Here is a 16,777-nt window from a genome sequence, read left to right on the forward strand (position 1 = left end):
CCCGGACCGGACCGGTTACAGGTACTGCCCGGTGTTGGCGACAGTGTCGATGGAGCGGCCGGACTCGGCGCCCTGCTTCCCGGTGACCAGGGTGCGGATGAAGACGATCCGCTCGCCCTTCTTGCCGGAGATCCGGGCCCAGTCGTCCGGGTTGGTGGTGTTCGGCAGGTCCTCGTTCTCCTTGAACTCGTCCACGCAGGCGTTGAGCAGGTGGGAGACCCGCAGACCCCGCTGGCCGTGGTCGAGGTAGTCCTTGATGGCCATCTTCTTGGCCCGGTCGACGATGTTCTGGATCATCGCGCCGGAGTTGAAGTCCTTGAAGTACAGGACCTCCTTGTCACCGTTGGCGTAGGTGACCTCCAGGAAGCGGTTCTCCTCCGTCTCGGAGTACATCCGCTCCACCACGGACTGGATCATCGCGGCGACGGTGGCCTCCAGCGAGCCCTCGTGCTCCTTGACGTCGTCCGGGTGGAAGGGCAGCGAGCCCTTGAGGTACTTGGAGAAGATGTCCTTCGCCGCCTCGGCGTCCGGGCGCTCGATCTTGATCTTGACGTCCAGGCGGCCGGGCCGCAGGATCGCCGGGTCGATCATGTCCTCGCGGTTCGAGGCGCCGATGACGATGACGTTCTCCAGGCCCTCCACGCCGTCGATCTCGGCGAGCAGCTGCGGGACGATGGTGTTCTCCACGTCCGAGCTGACGCCGGAACCGCGGGTGCGGAAGAGCGACTCCATCTCGTCGAAGAAGACGATGACGGGCGTGCCCTCGCTCGCCTTCTCCCGGGCCCGCTGGAAGACCAGGCGGATCTGCCGCTCGGTCTCGCCGACGTACTTGTTGAGCAGCTCCGGGCCCTTGATGTTGAGGAAGTAGCTCTTCCCCTGGGGCCGGCCGGTGACCTCGGCGACCTTCTTGGCCAGCGAGTTCGCCACCGCCTTGGCGATGAGCGTCTTGCCGCAGCCGGGCGGGCCGTAGAGCAGGACGCCCTTGGGCGGGCGCAGCTCGTACTCCTTGAAGAGGTCGGCGTGCAGGTACGGCAGCTCGACCGCGTCGCGGATCTGCTCGATCTGGTTGGCGAGGCCGCCGATCTGGCGGTAGTCGATGTCCGGGACCTCTTCGAGGACGAGCTCCTCGACCTCGGACTTCGGCACGACCTCGTACACGTAGCCGGAACGCGGTTCCAGCAGGAGGGCGTCCCCCGCCCGGAGGGTGAGCTCGCGCAGCGGTTCGGCGAGGCGCACCACCCGCTCCTCGTCGGTGTGGCCGACGACCAGGGCCCGCTCGCCGTCCTCCAGGACCTCCTTGAGCGTGACGAGGTCGCCGATGCGCTCGAAGGCCATCGCGTCCACGATGTTGAGGGCCTCGTTGAGCATCACTTCCTGGCCGCGCCGCAGTTCGTCGAGGACGACGTTGGGGCTGACGTTCACGCGGAGCTTGCGGCCGCCGGTGAAGATGTCGGCGGTGCCGTCCTCGTTGGAGCTGAGGAACACGCCGAATCCGGCCGGGGGCTGTGCCAGCCGGTCCACTTCCTCCTTGAGGGCCACGATCTGGTCGCGGGCCTCGCGCAGGGTGGAGGCGAGCCGTTCGTTCTGGGCGGACACGCCGGCCAGATTGGTCTGGAGCTCGACGATCCGCTCTTCGAGGATTCTCGAATTGCGCGGCGAGTCGGCGAGCTTGCGGCGCAGTCCGGCGATTTCCTGCTCAAGGTACGAGACCTGAGCGGCCTCGTCGGAACCACGAGCGGGCCTGCCGGTGCTGCGGTTGTAGTCGTCATCGTGGGCTGCCACGGTCCTCACCTCCTCCGGGGAGCTGGACGCTTCCAGACCCTACCTGGGACCAGGGGTCCGTAAACCCCTAGATCAAGAAAGATGGAACGGGCGTGTCCGATCTTCGCCCTCGCGTGCTTCCCCTCTGCTAGGGGGATACCCACCGCGCACCGGCCAAAGCGGACCAGATGTATCGTCGGGCGAGTCGATATCCGATCGCGACCGACGCCCGAGGTCCGATCGTTGTACGAATGGCGGGAATGCCCCAGGACGGGGCGTCCCGGGACAGAAACGGCGGACGAAACATGTCGGTGAGCGGGACAACGGCGGCGGCCGAGCCACTGGAGGTCTGGATCGACCAGGACCTGTGCACCGGCGACGGCATCTGCGCGCAGTACGCGCCGGAGGTGTTCGAGCTGGACATCGACGGCCTCGCCTATGTGAAGGGCGAGGACGAGGAGCTCCGTCAGCAGCCGGGCGAGAGCGTGCCGGTGCCGCTGACGCTGCTTCAGGACGTGGTGGACTCGGTGAAGGACTGCCCCGGGGACTGCATCCACGTGCGCCGGGTCGCCGACCGGGTCGAGGTCTTCGGGCCCGACGCCGACTAGCGGTTCACGGCCCTCGGTCCACTGTCCTCGGCACCCGGGCCGGCGCGGCGGGAGACCGGCCTAGGTGAGCGCCGACGGGACGGCGGTCTGGGAGCGGTCCCAGGCCCCGCCCCGGTGGGTCCAGGTGAGGTCGAGCGAGATGTCGGGCGCGAAGCGCGGCACCTCGTCGCTCGAATACCCCTGCGCGTGCCCGGTGATGGCGCCGTCCGAGCGCAGCGCGAGCCGGCTGACGGTGAGGTTCTCGCGCTCCGGGAGCAGGGTGGCCAGGACGACGGGGCGGCCGCCGGGGCCGGGGCCGAGCAGGAAGACGCCGTCGGGCGGGGTGCCGTTCCCGGCCGCGCAGTGCGCGGCGGCGACGGTGCCGGGGCGGCCGTCGCCGAGGTCGGCGGCGAAGCTGATGGCTATGGCCACCGGGAACGGCCCGCAGTCGAGCGGGAGTTCGGCCCGGGCCGGATCGGGGGCGGCGGCCGCGGGGAGGGCCCTGGGAGTGGGCCGGGCCGGCCCGGTGGTGCCGCCGGCGGGGCCGGCCGCGAGCGCGACGGCCACCAGCGCGACGCAGCCTCCCACGGTGACGCCCCAGTGCCAGGGGGTGGTGCGCCCCCGACCGGGGCCGGTGCGGCCCGTCGCGGTCCGCTGTCCAGCCGTCGTCCCGAGCGCGCTCTCCACCAGGCGTCCCCTCCAGTGGTCCGTGTGAGCGAGCATCGTCCCACACCGGGGCGGCCGGGGAGTGTCACGGGTGTGCGGGAACGCGGGAGGGGTGGTACGGCGATGCCGTACCACCCCTCCGTGAGGTGTCTCAGCCGAGGTCGACCTGGTCGGCGGCCTCGGTGCGGGCGGCGGCCCGGGCGGCCGCGCGCTCCTGCAGGGTGGGCTCGGGGGCCCCGTTGTCGTACTCCTCGCCGTAGGCGCCCTTGGCCGGGCGGCGGCGGCGCAGCGGCGGCTCGACGCCGTCGGCGAGGCGCCGGGCGGTGAGCAGGAAGCCGGTGTGACCGATCATCCGGTGGTCCGGGCGGACGGCCAGGCCCTCCAGGTGCCAGGTGCGGACCATGGTCTCCCACGCCTGCGGCTCGGTGTAGGTGCCGTGCTCGCGCAGCGCCTCGACGGTCCTGGACATCTGCGTGGTGGTGGCCACGTAGCAGCAGATGAGGCCGCCGGGGACGAGCGCCTTGGACGCGATGTCCAGGCACTCCCAGGGGGCGAGCATGTCCAGGATGACGCGGTCGACGTCGGTCTCGACCAGGTTGTCCTGGAGGTCGCCGACGGTGAGCTTCCACGCCGGGTGCGGGCCGCCGAAGTAGCGTTCGACGTTGGCCTGCGCGATGTCGGCGAAGTCCTGGCGGCGCTCGTACGAGGCGAGCACGCCGGTGTCACCGACGGCGCGCAGCAGGTACGTGGAGAGCGCGCCGGAGCCGACGCCGGCCTCGACGACGCGGGCGCCGGGGAAGATGTCGGCCATCGCCAGGATCTGCCCCGCGTCCTTGGGGTAGATCACGGCGGCGCCGCGCGGCATGGACAGGACGTAGTCGGGGAGCAGGGGGCGCAGCGCGAGGTACGGGACGTTCCCCGTGGTGCGCACGACCGTGCCTTCGGGGGCGCCGATCAGCTCGTCGTGGGGGAACGCACCCTTGTGGGTGTGGAACTGGTTCCCGGCCTGGAGCGTGAACGTGTAGTGGCGACCCTTGGGGTCGGTCAGCTGGACCTGGTCCCCGACCTGGAAGGGCCCGCGTCGGCGGGCGGCACCGGTCGGTTCGGACATGCGCTCAATCCTAAGGGAAGCGCGCCGTCCGCCTTACCAGGTGATCGTCCCGGCCTCCCCCGGCGGTCGTGTCAGCGGCCGGTGACGGCCGCGGTGAGCCGCTGTTCGATGTCGGTGAGCGCGACGACGCCGAACACCCGCCCGTCCTCCTCGACCACCAGGTACTCGCCGGCGGGGGTGGCCCGGACGGCGCGCAGCAGGTCCTCGCCGGCGAGGTCGGCGGACAGCCGCAGTCCGGGTTCGAGGTCGCGGGCGAGCGGGCCCACCGCGACCCAGGGCCGGCGGTGCTCGGGGACGGCGCGCACGGCGGACTCGCGGACGAGGGCGATCGGCTCGCCGCGCCCGTCGACGACGACGACGGCGCCGGCCCGGGCCTCGTGGGCGCGCCGCATGGCCTCGCCGAGCGGGGTGTCGGCGGTGACCTCGACGGCCCGGCGGGCGAGGTCGCGCAGCCGCAGGCCGGGCAGGACCTCCTTGAGCCGGGCGTTGCGCAGGGCGCCGGTGGCGCCGTTCCAGATGATGGCGGCGAGGACGGCGGCGAGGACGGCGTCGACCAGGGTGTCGGTGCGGCTGCGGTCGAGCTCCCGGGCGGAGCTGACCAGTGGCAGGCCGATCAGGACGGCGACGGCGAGCGCCCGGCCGGCCCAGGCGGCGGCGACGGTACCGGCCATCGGCCGGCCGGTGACGGCCCAGACGACGGCGCGCAGCATCCGGCCGCCGTCCAGCGGCAGTCCGGGCAGCAGGTTGAAGGCGGCGACGACGAGGTTGGAGGCCATCAGTCCGGTGAGCAGGACACCGGGGACGGTGGACAGCTCGACGGCCTGGAGGGCGAGGTAGAACACGCCGCCGAGGACGAGCGAGAGCAGCGGGCCGACGAAGGCGAGCCAGAATTCGCGCCAGGGACGTTCGGCCTCGTTCTCGATCTCGGAGACGCCGCCGAAGAACTGCAGCTGGATCCGGCGCACGCCGAGCTTGTAGCGCAGGGCGACCAGGGTGTGGGCGAGCTCGTGGATCAGCACGGAGCCGTAGAAGGCGACGGCGAAGAAGAAGGCGACGAGGTAGCGGGCCGCGCCGAGCTCGGGCAGGACCCGGTCGAGCTGGCCGCCGAAGACCCAGGTGATGAGGGCGGCGATGACGAACCAGGACGGGGTGACGTAGATCGGTACGCCGAAGGGGCGGCCCATCAGGATGCCGCCGCGGGGCTCCGGGTCCTCGGGCGGCGGGGGCCCGGTCCGGGTGCCGCCGCCGGGCGGTGGCTGGTCGGAGGTCGGCCGGCCACTGGAGTCGCTCACCGTGTTCCCTTCGTCCGTCTGCCACCGGCGCGCGCCGCGCGCCGGTGCGCCCACGCTACGTGATCGGGACGGTCGGGCGGCGCGCGCCCCTCGCCCTCCCCTGCTTCATACCCAGCCGCGGCGGCTTGCGGCAGCACCGTGGCAGCGGGATGACAGCACGGGGCAATAGGGTCTGGGGTATGCAGCAGACCGAGACCAGCAGCGCCGTCGTGGCCCCGGCGCGGGCGGCGGCGGCCCCGACCGGGCTGTCCCCGTCGCGCGCGGGCGACTTCCTGACCTGCCCGCTGTTGTACCGGCTGCGGGTGATCGACCGGCTTCCGGAGCCGCCGAGCTCGGCGGCGACCCGGGGCACGCTGGTGCACGCGGTGCTGGAGCGGCTGTTCGACTCGCCGGCGGCGGACCGCACGCCGGAGCGGGCGCTGGGGCTGCTGCGGCCGCAGTGGGAGCGGCTGCTGGGCGAGCGGCCGGAGCTGGCGGACCTGTTCCCGGAGGACCCGGACGGCGCGGCGCTGACGCGCTGGCTGGGGGACGCGGAGAAGCTGGTCGCGCAGTGGTTCCGGCTGGAGGACCCGACCCGGCTGCATCCGGTGGAGCGCGAGTTGTACGTGGAGACGGCCCTGGAGTCGGGGCTGCTGCTGCGCGGGTACATCGACCGGGTCGACGTCGCGCCGACCGGCGAGGTCCGGCTGGTGGACTACAAGACCGGCCGGGCGCCTTCGAGGGATTTCGAGGGCAAGGCGATGTTCCAGATGAAGTTCTACGCGCTGGTGGTCTGGCGCTGGAAGGGCGTGCTCCCCCGGCGGCTGCAGCTGGTCTACCTGGGCGGCGGCGGGGACGTGGTGAGCTACGACCCGGACGAGGCGGACCTGCTCGCGGTGGAGCGCAAGCTGCTGGCGCTGTGGGAGCGGATCGGCCTGGCGGTGGCCACGGGCGACTTCCCGGCCACCCGCAACCGGCTCTGCGACTGGTGCGACCACCGGGCCAGCTGTCCGGAGTTCGGCGGCACGCCCCCGCCGTACCCGCTGCCACTGGCGCGTACGCCCGACGAGGACGATCCCACGGGGGATCCGACGAGCAAGGAGTCCTAGGTGACGATCCGAGTGCTGCTGGTCGACGACCAGCCGCTGCTGCGCACCGGTTTCCGGATGATCCTGGAGGCCGAGTCCGACCTGGTGGTGGTCGGTGAGGCCGGCGACGGCCAGCAGGCGCTGGACCAGGTGCGGGCGCTGCAGCCCGATGTGGTGCTGATGGACATCCGGATGCCGCGGATGGACGGGGTGGAGGCGACCCGCCGGATCGCCGGTCCGGGGCGGGACGGCCCGGCCAAGGTGCTGGTGCTCACCACCTTCGACCTGGACGAGTACGTGGTGGAGGCGCTGCGCGCGGGTGCCAGCGGCTTCCTGCTGAAGGACGTGCCGGCGGAGGAGCTGGTGCAGGCGATCCGGGTGGTGGCGGACGGCGCGGCGATGCTTGCGCCGTCGATCACCCGTCGGCTGCTGGACATGTACGCCACCAAGCTGCCCTCGGGCGAGGAGGCGCCGCCGCAGGCGCTGAACGCGCTGACCGAGCGGGAGCTGGAGGTGCTGAAGCTGGTGGCGCGCGGGCTGTCGAACGCGGAGATCGCGGCGGAGCTGTTCGTCAGCGAGACGACGGTGAAGACGCATGTCGGCCATGTGCTGACGAAGCTGCAGCTGCGGGACCGGGTGCAGGCTGCGGTGTACGCGTACGAGAGCGGCCTGGTGCGGCCGGGAGCGCTCTAGACGCCGGAACGGACGGCGGCCCGTCCGCTCCCCTCCCCCGGTCGTCCGGGGTGGGAGCGGGCGGGCCGCTTCGTCGTGTGCGGGGCGCCGGCGCCCCTCGGGTCACGCGCCCTCGCGGGTCACTTGCCCTTGCCGACCCGGCCGATCTCCCAGAAGCGGAAGAAGCCGGTGGTGTCGACGGTCGACTCGACGCCGGTGATGTTGGAGCGGGAGGTGTAGAACGCCTTGTTCTGGAACAGCGGGATGAGCGGGGCGTTCTCGGCCACGATGCCCTGGATCTGGGCGTAGGTGCTGCTGGCGGCGGCCCGGTCGGTCTGCTTCAGGGTGTCGGGCACCAGCTTCTGGCTGATCCGCTGGTCGTCCCAGCCGTGGTGGTAGGCACCGCCGTCGACGATCAGCGGCGCGACGTAGTTGTCGGGGTCCGGGTAGTCCGCGAACCAGCCGATCAGGTACATCTGGTACTTGCTCTCGTTCCAGCCCTTCTTGAAGGCGTCCCAGTCGGGCTCCTGCTGGACGGTGACCTGGAACAGGCCGCCGGCCTCCAGCTGCTTCTTGAGGGTCTCGGCCTCGACGGCCTCGGCGCGCGAGCGGGACCAGGTGAGGTTGAGCTTGACCGGGGTGGCCACCTTGGCGGCGGCGAGGATGGCCTTGGCCTTGGCGGGGTCCTGGTCGCCGTAGCGGTCGAAGAAGGCGGTGTTGTGGCCGGTGACGCCGGCCGGGACCATCGAGTACAGCGGCTGGACGGTGCGGGCGAAGACGTCGCGGGCCAGCGCCTTGCGGTCGACCAGCTGGGCGGCGGCCTGGCGGACGGCGACGTTGCCGGCGGTGGCGTCCTTGGTGTTGAAGACCAGGTACCGGGTGTCGTTGCTGTCGCCCTCGACGACGCGCAGGTCGGTCTTGCCGCCCTGCTGGTCGGAGAGGATCTGCGCGGCGGTGTTCGGCTCCAGGCTGTTGTCGGCCAGGTCGACCTCGCCGTTGTCGATCGCGGTCTTGAGGTCGGCCGGCTTGTCGAAGTAGCGCAGCACGAACTTCTTGTTCCGCAGCTTGGCGTCGCCGGTGTACTTGTCGTTGGGCAGCAGCACGACCTTGGCGGGGCCGCTCTTGGGCGTCGCCTCGATGGAGTCGATCTTGTACGGGCCGGAGCCGACCAGCTTGTCGTTCGGCAGCGCCTTGTCGGCCGGGAAGACCTCCTGGTCGACGATGGCGCCGGCCGGGCCGGCCAGCTTCGCCGGGAGGGTGGCGTCGGGCTGGGCGAGGTGGAAGAGCACCTCGGTGTCGTTGACCGCCTCGACCGTCTTGATCGACGACAGCAGGCCGGCCGGGCCGTTGGGGTCGTTGATCTTCAGCGTCCGCTGGATCGAGTGGACCACGTCGGCGGAGGTCAGCGCGTGCCCGTTGGAGAACTTCAGCCCGCTCTTGAGCGTGCAGCGGTACTGGGTGGCGTCGCCCGCGGTGAACTCGCAGGACTGGGCGGCGTCCGGGGTGGGGGCGCTCGACGCGGCCGGGTAGCTGAGCAGCGACTGGAAGGTGTTGCGCAGCAGCAGCCAGGAACCGGCGTCGTAGGCGACGGCCGGGTCCAGGGCGTTGGTCGTCGCGGTGGTGCCCAGGGTGATCGCCTTGTCGCTGTCCCCCTTGACGGCGTCGGTCACCGAGCCGCAGCCGGCCACCGAAACGGCCACGAGGCCGGCGCAGCCGAGGACGGCCAGTCGTTCAGCGGAAGTCTTCACGGGTCGCGTCCTTCTGGGTGCGGGGCTGCGACCGCGGGCACGACGGGGGTGCCCGTCAGCGGCGGTGCCTGGGCTCGGGGGGTGGAACGAACTGGAGTAGCGTGCCATATCGAACACACACCCCCGATACCCGCACCGGTGACGTTTGGGACACGGGCGGGGGTGCTGGGCTGGCCTCTCCCACGAGTTGTCAGGCAATGCCCGTTTTCTCCCCGGGCAGTCCCCCGACCCGGCCGGATCCGTGCGCTTACCGGTCGGTACTGGCGCTCCGCAATGAGACGACAATCACACTCGCGAGGCGACCAGCGAGCGCAGCAGCTCCAGATCGACCTCTTCCAGCGAGGACAGCACCAGGCGTCCCGGCGCGGGCTCGATCGGCGCCACCGAGGGGACGGCGATCACCGGGCAGCCGGCCGCCTCGGCGGCCCTCACCCCGGTCGGCGCGTCCTCCACCACCACGCAGCGGGCCGGGTCGGCGCCGAGCCGGCGGGCCGCCTCCAGGTACGGGTCCGGGTGCGGCTTGGTGCGGGCCACCTCGTCGCCAGCGACCGAGAAGGCGAAGTGCTCGGCGCCCAGCGAGCGGAGCACGATGTCGATGATGTGCCGGTGCGAGGCGGACACCAGGGCGGCCGGGACGCCGTGCGCGGCCAGCGTGTTGAGCAGCCGCTCGGCGCCCGGCATCAGCGGGACCCCGCCGTCCAGCAGGTCGACGAAGCGCCGGTTGATCAGCACGGTCAGGTCGGCCGGCGAGAGGTCCACCCCGGTGCTGCGCAGCAGGTGGTCGATGACCCGGGTCATCGGGCCGCCGACCACGTGGGCGCGGTCCTCGGCGGTCAGCTCGTGGCCCAGCTCGGCGAAGAGCGAGGACTCCGCCTGCCACCAGAAGTCCTCGGTGTCGACCAGCGTCCCGTCCATGTCCAGCAGCACCGCCTGCAGGCCGCCGTCGTCGTCGCGGCCGAGGGTCGGGGTGGCGGTGGAGATGGTGGTCATTGGCGGGATCCTTCCGTCCGTGCCCGGATCGGACCCGGGGATGGCACGGGCCGGCCCGCTTTTGAGCGGACCGGCCCGTTCAGGATCATCAAGGATACGCCCGGGGACCCCGAATGAAGCGAACGCTGCGCAGCGTGCGCGTTACCGGGCGTTGAAGTACTTGGCCTCCGGGTGGTGGATCACGATCGCGTCGGTGGACTGCTCGGGGTGCAGCTGGAACTCCTCGGAGAGCACCACGCCGATCCGCTCGGGCTTCAGCAGCTCGGCGATCTTGGCGCGGTCCTCCAGCTCCGGGCAGGCCCCGTAGCCGAGCGAGAACCGGGCGCCGCGGTACTTGAGCGCGAACATGTCCTTGACGTCCTGCGGGTCCTCGTCGCCGAAACCGAGCTCGTAGCGGACCCGGGCGTGCCAGAACTCGGCCAGCGCCTCGGCCAGCTGGACGGACAGGCCGTGCAGCTCCAGGTAGTCCCGGTAGGAGTTGTCGGCGAACAGCTCGTTGGCCGCCTCGGAGATCCGGTTGCCCATGGTGACCACCTGGAGGCCCAGCACGTCGCGGACCCCGGACTCCTCCGGACGGAAGAAGTCGGCCAGGCAGAGCCGGCGCCCGCGCCGCTGGCGCGGGAAGGTGAACCTGGTCCGCTCGCTGCCGTCCTCGTGGAGGACGACCAGGTCGTCGCCCTTGGAGTTCGCCGGGTAGAAGCCGTAGACGACCGCCGCCTCCAGCCAGCCCTCGGTCTGCAGCCGGTCCAGCCACATCCGCAGCCGCGGCCGGCCCTCGGTCTCCACCAGCTCCTCGTACGACGGGCCCTCGCCGCTCCGGGCGGCCTTGAGGCCCCACTGCCCCTTGAACAAGGCGTCCTCGTCCAGCCAGGAGGAGTAGTCCGCGAACGGCACGCCCTTGACGATCCGGTCGCCCCAGAACGGCGGCTCGGGCACCCGGTTGTCGACGGAGACGTCGGAGCGGATCTGGCCGAGGTTGACCTCCTCCGGCTCCTCGACCTCGACCCGGGCGTGCCGGCGCTGCTTGAGCTCCGGCAGGGTGGCGCCGGGCACGCCGCGCTTGACCGCGATCAGCGCGTCCATCAGCCGCAGGCCCTCGAAGGCGTCCCGGGCGTAGCGGACCTCGCCCTCGTAGATCTCGTGCAGGTCCTGCTCGACGTAGGCGCGGGTCAGCGCGGCGCCGCCGAGGATCACCGGGTAGTCGGCCGCCAGCTTGCGCTGGTTCAGCTCCTGCAGGTTCTCCTTCATGATCACGGTGGACTTGACCAGCAGGCCGGACATCCCGATGACGTCCGCCCGGTGCTCCTGGGCGGCGTCCAGGATCGCCGAGACCGGCTGCTTGATGCCCAGGTTGACCACGGTGTAGCCGTTGTTGGACAGGATGATGTCGACCAGGTTCTTGCCGATGTCGTGGACGTCGCCCTTGACGGTGGCCAGCACGATGGTGCCCTTGCCCTCGTCGTCGGACTTCTCCATGTGCGGCTCCAGGTGGGCCACCGCGGTCTTCATGACCTCGGCCGACTGGAGCACGAACGGCAGCTGCATCTGGCCGGAGCCGAACAGCTCGCCGACCACCTTCATGCCCGCCAGCAGCGTGCCGTTGACGATCTCCAGCGCCGGGCGCTCTGTCAGCGCCTCGTCGAGGTCGGCCTCCAGGCCGTTCCGCTCGCCGTCGACGATCCGCCGCTGGAGCCGCTCCTCCAGCGGCAGCGCCGCCAGCTCCTCCGCCTTGGAGGCCCGGACCGAGGACGAGGAGACGCCCTCGAACAGCTGCAGCAGCTTCTGCAGCGGGTCGTAGCCCTCGCTGCGGCGGTCGTACACAAGGTCGAGCGCGACCTCGCGCTGCTCCTCGGGGATCCGCGCCATCGGCAGGATCTTGGAGGCGTGCACGATCGCCGAGTCCAGACCCGCCTCGACGCACTCGTTCAGGAAGACCGAGTTGATCACCATACGGGCGGCCGGGCTGAGGCCGAAGGAGATGTTGGACAGGCCGAGGGTGGTCTGCACGTCCGGGTGGCGGCGCTTGAGCTCGCGGATCGCCTCGATGGTCTCGATGCCGTCCCGGCGCGACTCCTCCTGCCCGGTACCGAGCGTGAACGCCAGGCAGTCGACCAGGATCGAGCCCTCGTCGACGCCGTACTCGCCGGTCAGCTGGGCGATCAGCCGCTCGGCGATCTCGACCTTCTTGGCGGCGGTGCGGGCCTGGCCCTCCTCGTCGATGGTCAGCGCGATCAGGCCGGCGCCGTGCTCGCGGGCCAGCGAGGCGATCCGGCCGAAGCGGGTCTCCGGGCCGTCCCCGTCCTCGTAGTTGACGGAGTTCAGCACGGCCCGCCCGCCCAGCGACTCCAGGCCGGCCCGCAGCACCTCCGGCTCGGTGGAGTCCAGCACGATCGGCAGCGTGGAGGCGGTCGCCAGCCGGGCGGCGATCTCCTTCATGTCGGCGACGCCGTCGCGGCCGACGTAGTCCACGCAGAGGTCGAGCAGGTGGGAGCCGTCCCGGATCTGGTCCCGGGCGATCTCCACGCACGCCTGCCAGTCGCCGGCCAGCATCGACTCGCGGAACTTCTTCGAGCCGTTGGCGTTGGTGCGCTCGCCGATCGCCAGGTAGGAGGTGTCCTGGCGGAACGGCACCGACTGGTACAGCGAGGACGCGGCCGCCTCGGGACGCGGCTCGCGCGGGGCGACCGGGCGGCCCTGCACCCGCTCGACCACCTGCCGCAGGTGCTCGGGGGTGGTGCCGCAGCAGCCGCCGACCAGCGAGAGGCCGTAGTCACGGGTGAACAGGTCGTGCGCGTCGGCCAGCTCGGACGGGCTCAGCGGGTAGTGCGCGCCGTCCTTGCCCAGCACCGGCAGGCCCGCGTTGGGCATGCAGGACAGGCCGATCCGGGCGTTCTTCGCCAGGTAGCGCAGGTGCTCGCTCATCTCGGCCGGGCCGGTGGCGCAGTTCAGGCCGATGTAGTCGACGCCGAGCGGCTCCAGCGCGGTCAGCGCGGCGCCGATCTCCGAGCCGAGCAGCATGGTGCCGGTGGTCTCCACCGTCACCTGGACCAGCACCGGCAGGTCCAGGCCCGCCTCGGCCAGGGCCTGCTTGGAGCCCAGGATCGCGGCCTTGGTCTGCAGCAGGTCCTGGCTGGTCTCCACCAGCAGGGCGTCCGCGCCGCCGGCGATCAGACCGGCCGCGTTCACCCGGAAGCCCTCGCGCAGGACCTCGTACGGGGCGTGGCCCAGGGTGGGCAGCTTGGTGCCGGGGCCGATCGAGCCGAGCACCCAGCGGGTCCGGCCGTCCTCGGCGGCGTGCGCGTCGGCGGCCTCGCGGGCCAGCCGGGCGCCGGCCTCGGAGAGCTCGAAGATCCGGTCGGCGATGTCGTACTCACCGAGCGCGGAGAAGTTGGCGCCGAAGGTGTTGGTCTCCACGCAGTCCACGCCCACCGCGAAGTACGCGTCGTGGACGGAGCGGACGATGTCGGGCCGGGTCAGATTGAGGACCTCGTTGCAGCCCTCCAGGTTCTGGAAGTCCTCCAGCGACGGGTCCTGCGCCTGGAGCATGGTGCCCATCGCCCCGTCGGCGACCACCACCCGGGTGGCGAGTGCCTCACGCAGCGCGTTCGCGCGGCTCTGCGGGGTGACGGACGGGCTGGCGGCAATGGCCATGGGGCTTCTCCCTGGGTGCGACGGCTGTCGGCTTTGCGAACCCGCTGAGTCGGGGACGCACGTGGCCAGGGTATCCGGCCCCCGCCGGGAGAAGGGCACCTGTTCCGTATCCTGAACGCTCGGCCGAACAGGGGGGAACGACCGGGTGACCAGGATTCGGACAGTGCTACGAGACGGCGTACGGCGGACCGGGAGGGCCGCGGCGGCCCGGACCCGGGCGCTCCGGTCCCGCTGGCGCGGCTGGTCGCGATGGCGCAAGAGCCTGGTGGTGGCGCTGACGGCGCTCGCCGTGGTGCTGGTCCCGATCGGCTCGGCCGCCCTCGCGCTGCGCCTGCAGTACGTCGGCGACCCCTCCCCCGAGGCCCGCAGCCGTGGCCGGGACGCGCTCTGGCTCGGCCACGCCTGGGTGGACGGCCGGAAGAGTGACGCGGACGTCGCCGCCCTCGCCGAACGGCTGGCCGGCACCGGCGTCCGCGACCTCTACGTGCACACCGGTCCGCTGGAGCACGACGGCTCGCTGCCGCCCGCCGCGCACCCCCGGGCGCGCTGGTTCACCGGGGCCGCGCACCGGGCGCTGCCCGGGATCCGGGTGCAGAGCTGGCTCGGCGACGAGGTGAAGCCGAGAAGGACGCGCTGGACCTGGAGGACGCCGCCACCCGGGCCCGGGTCACCGCCTCCGCCGGCCAGGTCCTGGACCTCGGCTTCGACGGCGTCCACTTCGACATGGAGCCGATCCGGCCCGGCTCGGCGGGCTGGCTCGCCCTGCTCGACCAGGTCCGCCCGGTCACCGCCGGGCGTGGCGCGAAACTGTCGGTGGCGGCCCCGCAGATCGACCCGCTGCCGTTCCAGCACACCGTCGCGATCGCCCTCACCGACCACGGCAAGTGGTGGGACCAGGCGTACTTCACCGCCACCGCCCGCAGGGTCGACCAGATCGCGGTGATGACCTACGACTCCAGCATGCCGACCGAGGGCTTCTACGGCGCCTACAACGCCTACCAGACCGAACTCGCGCTGGAGGCCACCCCGGCCGACGTCGACCTGCTGATGGGCCTGCCGTTCTACTGGGAGGACAAGTGGGGCCACTGGGGCCGCGCCGAGACGGTGCCCGCCGGGATCCGGGGCATCCGGCTGGGCCTCGGCCGGCAGGACCGGGACCGGGCGAACTTCGGTGTCGGCCTGTACGTGGACTTCGCCGCCACCGAGGAGAACTGGGCCGACTACCGGCGCGACTGGGTGCGCTGAGCCGCCCCCGTCCCGGGGTCCGGGAGCTCAGGCGGCGGCCATCCGGTGGGCGAGCGCGCCCAGGTAGCGGTGGACGGTGGCCCCCTCGCCGGTGAGGTAGTGGGAGACGGCCCGGTACAGCGGCTGGTACACCTCGCCGTGCTCGGTGACGGTGAGCGTGCAGCCCCGGCCCGCCGGGGTCAGCACGTACGTCCAGGTGCCGCCGTAGGGCAGGTCCGGGTCGGCGATGCCGGTCACCAGCCGGTGCGGGGCGGCGCTCTCCACCACCTCGTAGGTGGTGTGGCCGTGCCTGCCGTACTCGCGCCAGCGCGGGTGGCCCGCGGCGGTGGCGGGCAGCCGCTCGACGTGCGCCAGCCCCGGGCGCCAGGACGGGAAGAGGTCGACGGCGGTCAGCACGTCCCAGACCTCGCCGGGCGGCCGGTCCAGTTCGAGCCCGCCCTCGCTGACGTGTTCCACCGGCAGCCGCCGGCCCGCGGCCAGCGCCGCCGCCAGTCCGGCCGCGACCGCCGCCACCACCGCGGCCGCCACGGCCGCCGTCCACCGCCGTCCGCCCATCCGCCGCGCTCCTCACAGCCCGTGTGCCCGGCCCCACCACCCATCATCGCGCCGTCCCGGCGCCCGGGCGCGGCCGGAGCCGGGACGGTCCCGGCGGGCCCGCCGGGATAACCGCTGGATCGTGGCCGCCCCCTCGCCCAGACTGTCCCGGTGGCCCGGCGGAACGGCGCTTCAAAGCCCGTAGGCTGGGCAGGTAGGGACCATGGAGCGAGGCGTTCCATGGGTGACGAGAGGTTCGACCGTCGGCTTCCGACCGCCGGCACCCGGGCATTCCCGGCCGGGTGGGGCGGTGGCCGCCGACCGGAGGGAGACGCTGGGTGATCGAGCTGGAGGAAGTTCCCGAGTTGATCGACCCGGTGATGGTGTGCGCCTTCGAGGGGTGGAACGACGCGGGTGACGCCGCCTCGGCCGCTCTGGCGCACCTGGACGAGACCTGGGGCGGCAAGGTGTTCGCCGCGCTCGACGCGGAGGAGTACTACGACTTCCAGGTCAACCGGCCCACCGTGTGGCTGGACGGCGGCGTGCGCCGGATCACCTGGCCCACCACCCGGCTCTCGGTGATCCGCGTCACCGAGCCGACCACCCGGGACGTCGTGCTGGTCCGCGGCATCGAGCCGAGCATGCGCTGGCGCTCGTTCTGCAACGAGCTGCTCGGATTCGCGCACGAGCTGGGAGTCGAGCTGGTGGTGATCCTGGGCGCGCTGCTCGGCGACACCCCGCACAGCCGCCCGGTGCCGGTCAGCGGTGTCACCTCGGACCCGGATCTGGCCCGCCGGCTGGAGCTGGAGGAGAGCCGCTACGAGGGTCCGACCGGGATCGTCGGGGTGCTCCAGGAGGCGTGCACGCACGCCGGGGTGCCGGCGGTGACGCTGTGGGCGGCGGTGCCGCACTACGTCGCGCAGCCGCCGAACCCCAAGGCCACCCTGGCGCTGGTCAACAAGCTGGAGGACCTGCTGGACCTGCGGATCCCGCCGGGCGAGCTCGGCGAGGACGCCCGGGCCTGGCAGTTGGGCGTGGACCAGCTGGCCGCCGAGGACAGCGAGGTGGCCGAGTACGTCCAGCAGTTGGAGGAGGCGCAGGACACCGCGGAGCTGCCGGAGGCTTCGGGCGACGCGATCGCCCGGGAGTTCGAGCGGTACCTGCGGCGCCGGGAGAACGTCGGGCCGACCGGGGAGAAGCCCGTCGCCGGGCACGCCACCGCGGAGCGGCCGGCCGAGCCGGAGCCGCCGACGGCCCGGGAGAGCCAGGACGGCGCCGAGGAGGACTGAGCCCTCCCGGCCTGCCGGTGGAATGCCGGAGGGGGGGGGGGGGGGGGGGGGGGCCCCCCCCCCCCCCCCCCCGGCGGGGGGGGGGCCCCCCCCCCCGGGGCGGGGGGCGCCCCCCCCCCCCCCCCCCCCCCCCCCCCCCCGGGGGGGGGGGGGGCCCCCCGACG

General features: G+C 72.4%; 14 protein-coding genes. 5 read left to right on the plus strand and 9 right to left on the minus strand.

The features are described 5' to 3' along the window. Window positions 1-15 precede the first annotated feature (15 nt). Window positions 16-1,782: a proteasome ATPase gene (gene arc / locus ACIQ9P_RS19165; RefSeq protein WP_402356895.1), complete on the minus strand. Its 1,767-nt coding sequence runs from the start codon at window positions 1,780-1,782 to the stop codon at window positions 16-18. 290 nt (window positions 1,783-2,072) lie between these two features. Between arc and ACIQ9P_RS19170 the strand changes: the two genes are divergently transcribed. Beyond that, window positions 2,073-2,369 carry a ferredoxin gene (locus ACIQ9P_RS19170; protein WP_402356898.1) on the plus strand — a complete coding sequence of 99 codons (297 nt, stop codon included), beginning with the start codon at window positions 2,073-2,075 and terminating at the stop codon, window positions 2,367-2,369. A gap of 60 nt (window positions 2,370-2,429) precedes the next feature. Here the strand turns inward: ACIQ9P_RS19170 and ACIQ9P_RS19175 are convergent, their stop codons facing one another. The 3 genes from ACIQ9P_RS19175 to ACIQ9P_RS19185 form a co-directional block, all read right to left on the minus strand. Beyond that, window positions 2,430-3,071, minus strand: coding sequence for a hypothetical protein (locus tag ACIQ9P_RS19175; protein WP_402356901.1), 642 nt, complete (start codon window positions 3,069-3,071; stop codon window positions 2,430-2,432). Between the two features lie 94 nt (window positions 3,072-3,165). Further along, window positions 3,166-4,125: a tRNA (adenine-N1)-methyltransferase gene (locus ACIQ9P_RS19180; RefSeq protein WP_402356904.1), complete on the minus strand. Its 960-nt coding sequence runs from the start codon at window positions 4,123-4,125 to the stop codon at window positions 3,166-3,168. 71 nt (window positions 4,126-4,196) lie between these two features. Beyond that, window positions 4,197-5,417 carry a site-2 protease family protein gene (locus ACIQ9P_RS19185; RefSeq protein ID WP_402356907.1) on the minus strand — a complete coding sequence of 407 codons (1,221 nt, stop codon included), beginning with the start codon at window positions 5,415-5,417 and terminating at the stop codon, window positions 4,197-4,199. A 179-nt stretch (window positions 5,418-5,596) separates the two neighbouring features. On the opposite strand from ACIQ9P_RS19185, the gene ACIQ9P_RS19190 reads away from it, so the two are divergent. After that, window positions 5,597-6,505 carry a RecB family exonuclease gene (locus ACIQ9P_RS19190; RefSeq protein ID WP_402356910.1) on the plus strand — a complete coding sequence of 303 codons (909 nt, stop codon included), beginning with the start codon at window positions 5,597-5,599 and terminating at the stop codon, window positions 6,503-6,505. Then, complete coding sequence (locus ACIQ9P_RS19195) at window positions 6,506-7,177, plus strand: response regulator transcription factor (RefSeq protein WP_030299918.1); 672 nt, start codon at window positions 6,506-6,508, stop codon at window positions 7,175-7,177. Between the two features lie 119 nt (window positions 7,178-7,296). Here the strand turns inward: ACIQ9P_RS19195 and ACIQ9P_RS19200 are convergent, their stop codons facing one another. The 4 genes from ACIQ9P_RS19200 to ACIQ9P_RS19215 form a co-directional block, all read right to left on the minus strand. Then, window positions 7,297-8,904, minus strand: coding sequence for an ABC transporter substrate-binding protein (locus ACIQ9P_RS19200; RefSeq protein ID WP_402356914.1), 1,608 nt, complete (start codon window positions 8,902-8,904; stop codon window positions 7,297-7,299). Window positions 8,905-9,189: 285 nt separating this feature from the next. Further along, window positions 9,190-9,894: an HAD family hydrolase gene (locus tag ACIQ9P_RS19205; protein ID WP_402356917.1), complete on the minus strand. Its 705-nt coding sequence runs from the start codon at window positions 9,892-9,894 to the stop codon at window positions 9,190-9,192. A 141-nt stretch (window positions 9,895-10,035) separates the two neighbouring features. Continuing rightward, on the minus strand, window positions 10,036-13,545 hold the full coding sequence (gene metH, locus ACIQ9P_RS19210) for a methionine synthase (RefSeq protein ID WP_402356920.1): 3,510 nt from the start codon (window positions 13,543-13,545) through the stop codon (window positions 10,036-10,038). A gap of 480 nt (window positions 13,546-14,025) precedes the next feature. After that, window positions 14,026-14,262 (minus strand): hypothetical protein, encoded by a 237-nt coding sequence (locus tag ACIQ9P_RS19215; RefSeq protein WP_402356923.1) that lies wholly within the window; start codon window positions 14,260-14,262, stop codon window positions 14,026-14,028. A 6-nt stretch (window positions 14,263-14,268) separates the two neighbouring features. Here ACIQ9P_RS19215 and ACIQ9P_RS19220 point away from each other — a divergent pair, with 6 nt between their 5' ends. Next, a complete protein-coding gene (locus ACIQ9P_RS19220; protein ID WP_402356925.1) occupies window positions 14,269-14,790 on the plus strand; it encodes a hypothetical protein in 522 nt (173 codons plus the stop codon). A gap of 27 nt (window positions 14,791-14,817) precedes the next feature. Here the strand turns inward: ACIQ9P_RS19220 and ACIQ9P_RS19225 are convergent, their stop codons facing one another. Continuing rightward, the gene (locus tag ACIQ9P_RS19225) at window positions 14,818-15,345 is read right to left on the minus strand and encodes an SRPBCC family protein (protein ID WP_402356928.1); all 528 of its coding nucleotides are present in this window, start codon (window positions 15,343-15,345) and stop codon (window positions 14,818-14,820) included. 317 nt (window positions 15,346-15,662) lie between these two features. On the opposite strand from ACIQ9P_RS19225, the gene ACIQ9P_RS19230 reads away from it, so the two are divergent. Next, entirely contained in the window at window positions 15,663-16,613 is a 951-nt protein-coding gene (locus tag ACIQ9P_RS19230; RefSeq protein WP_402356931.1) for a PAC2 family protein, read from the plus strand. The last annotated feature ends 164 nt before the right edge of the window (window positions 16,614-16,777 follow it).

This window comes from Kitasatospora sp. NPDC094019 (genome assembly GCF_044764505.1).
Lineage (GTDB): Bacteria > Actinomycetota > Actinomycetes > Streptomycetales > Streptomycetaceae > Kitasatospora.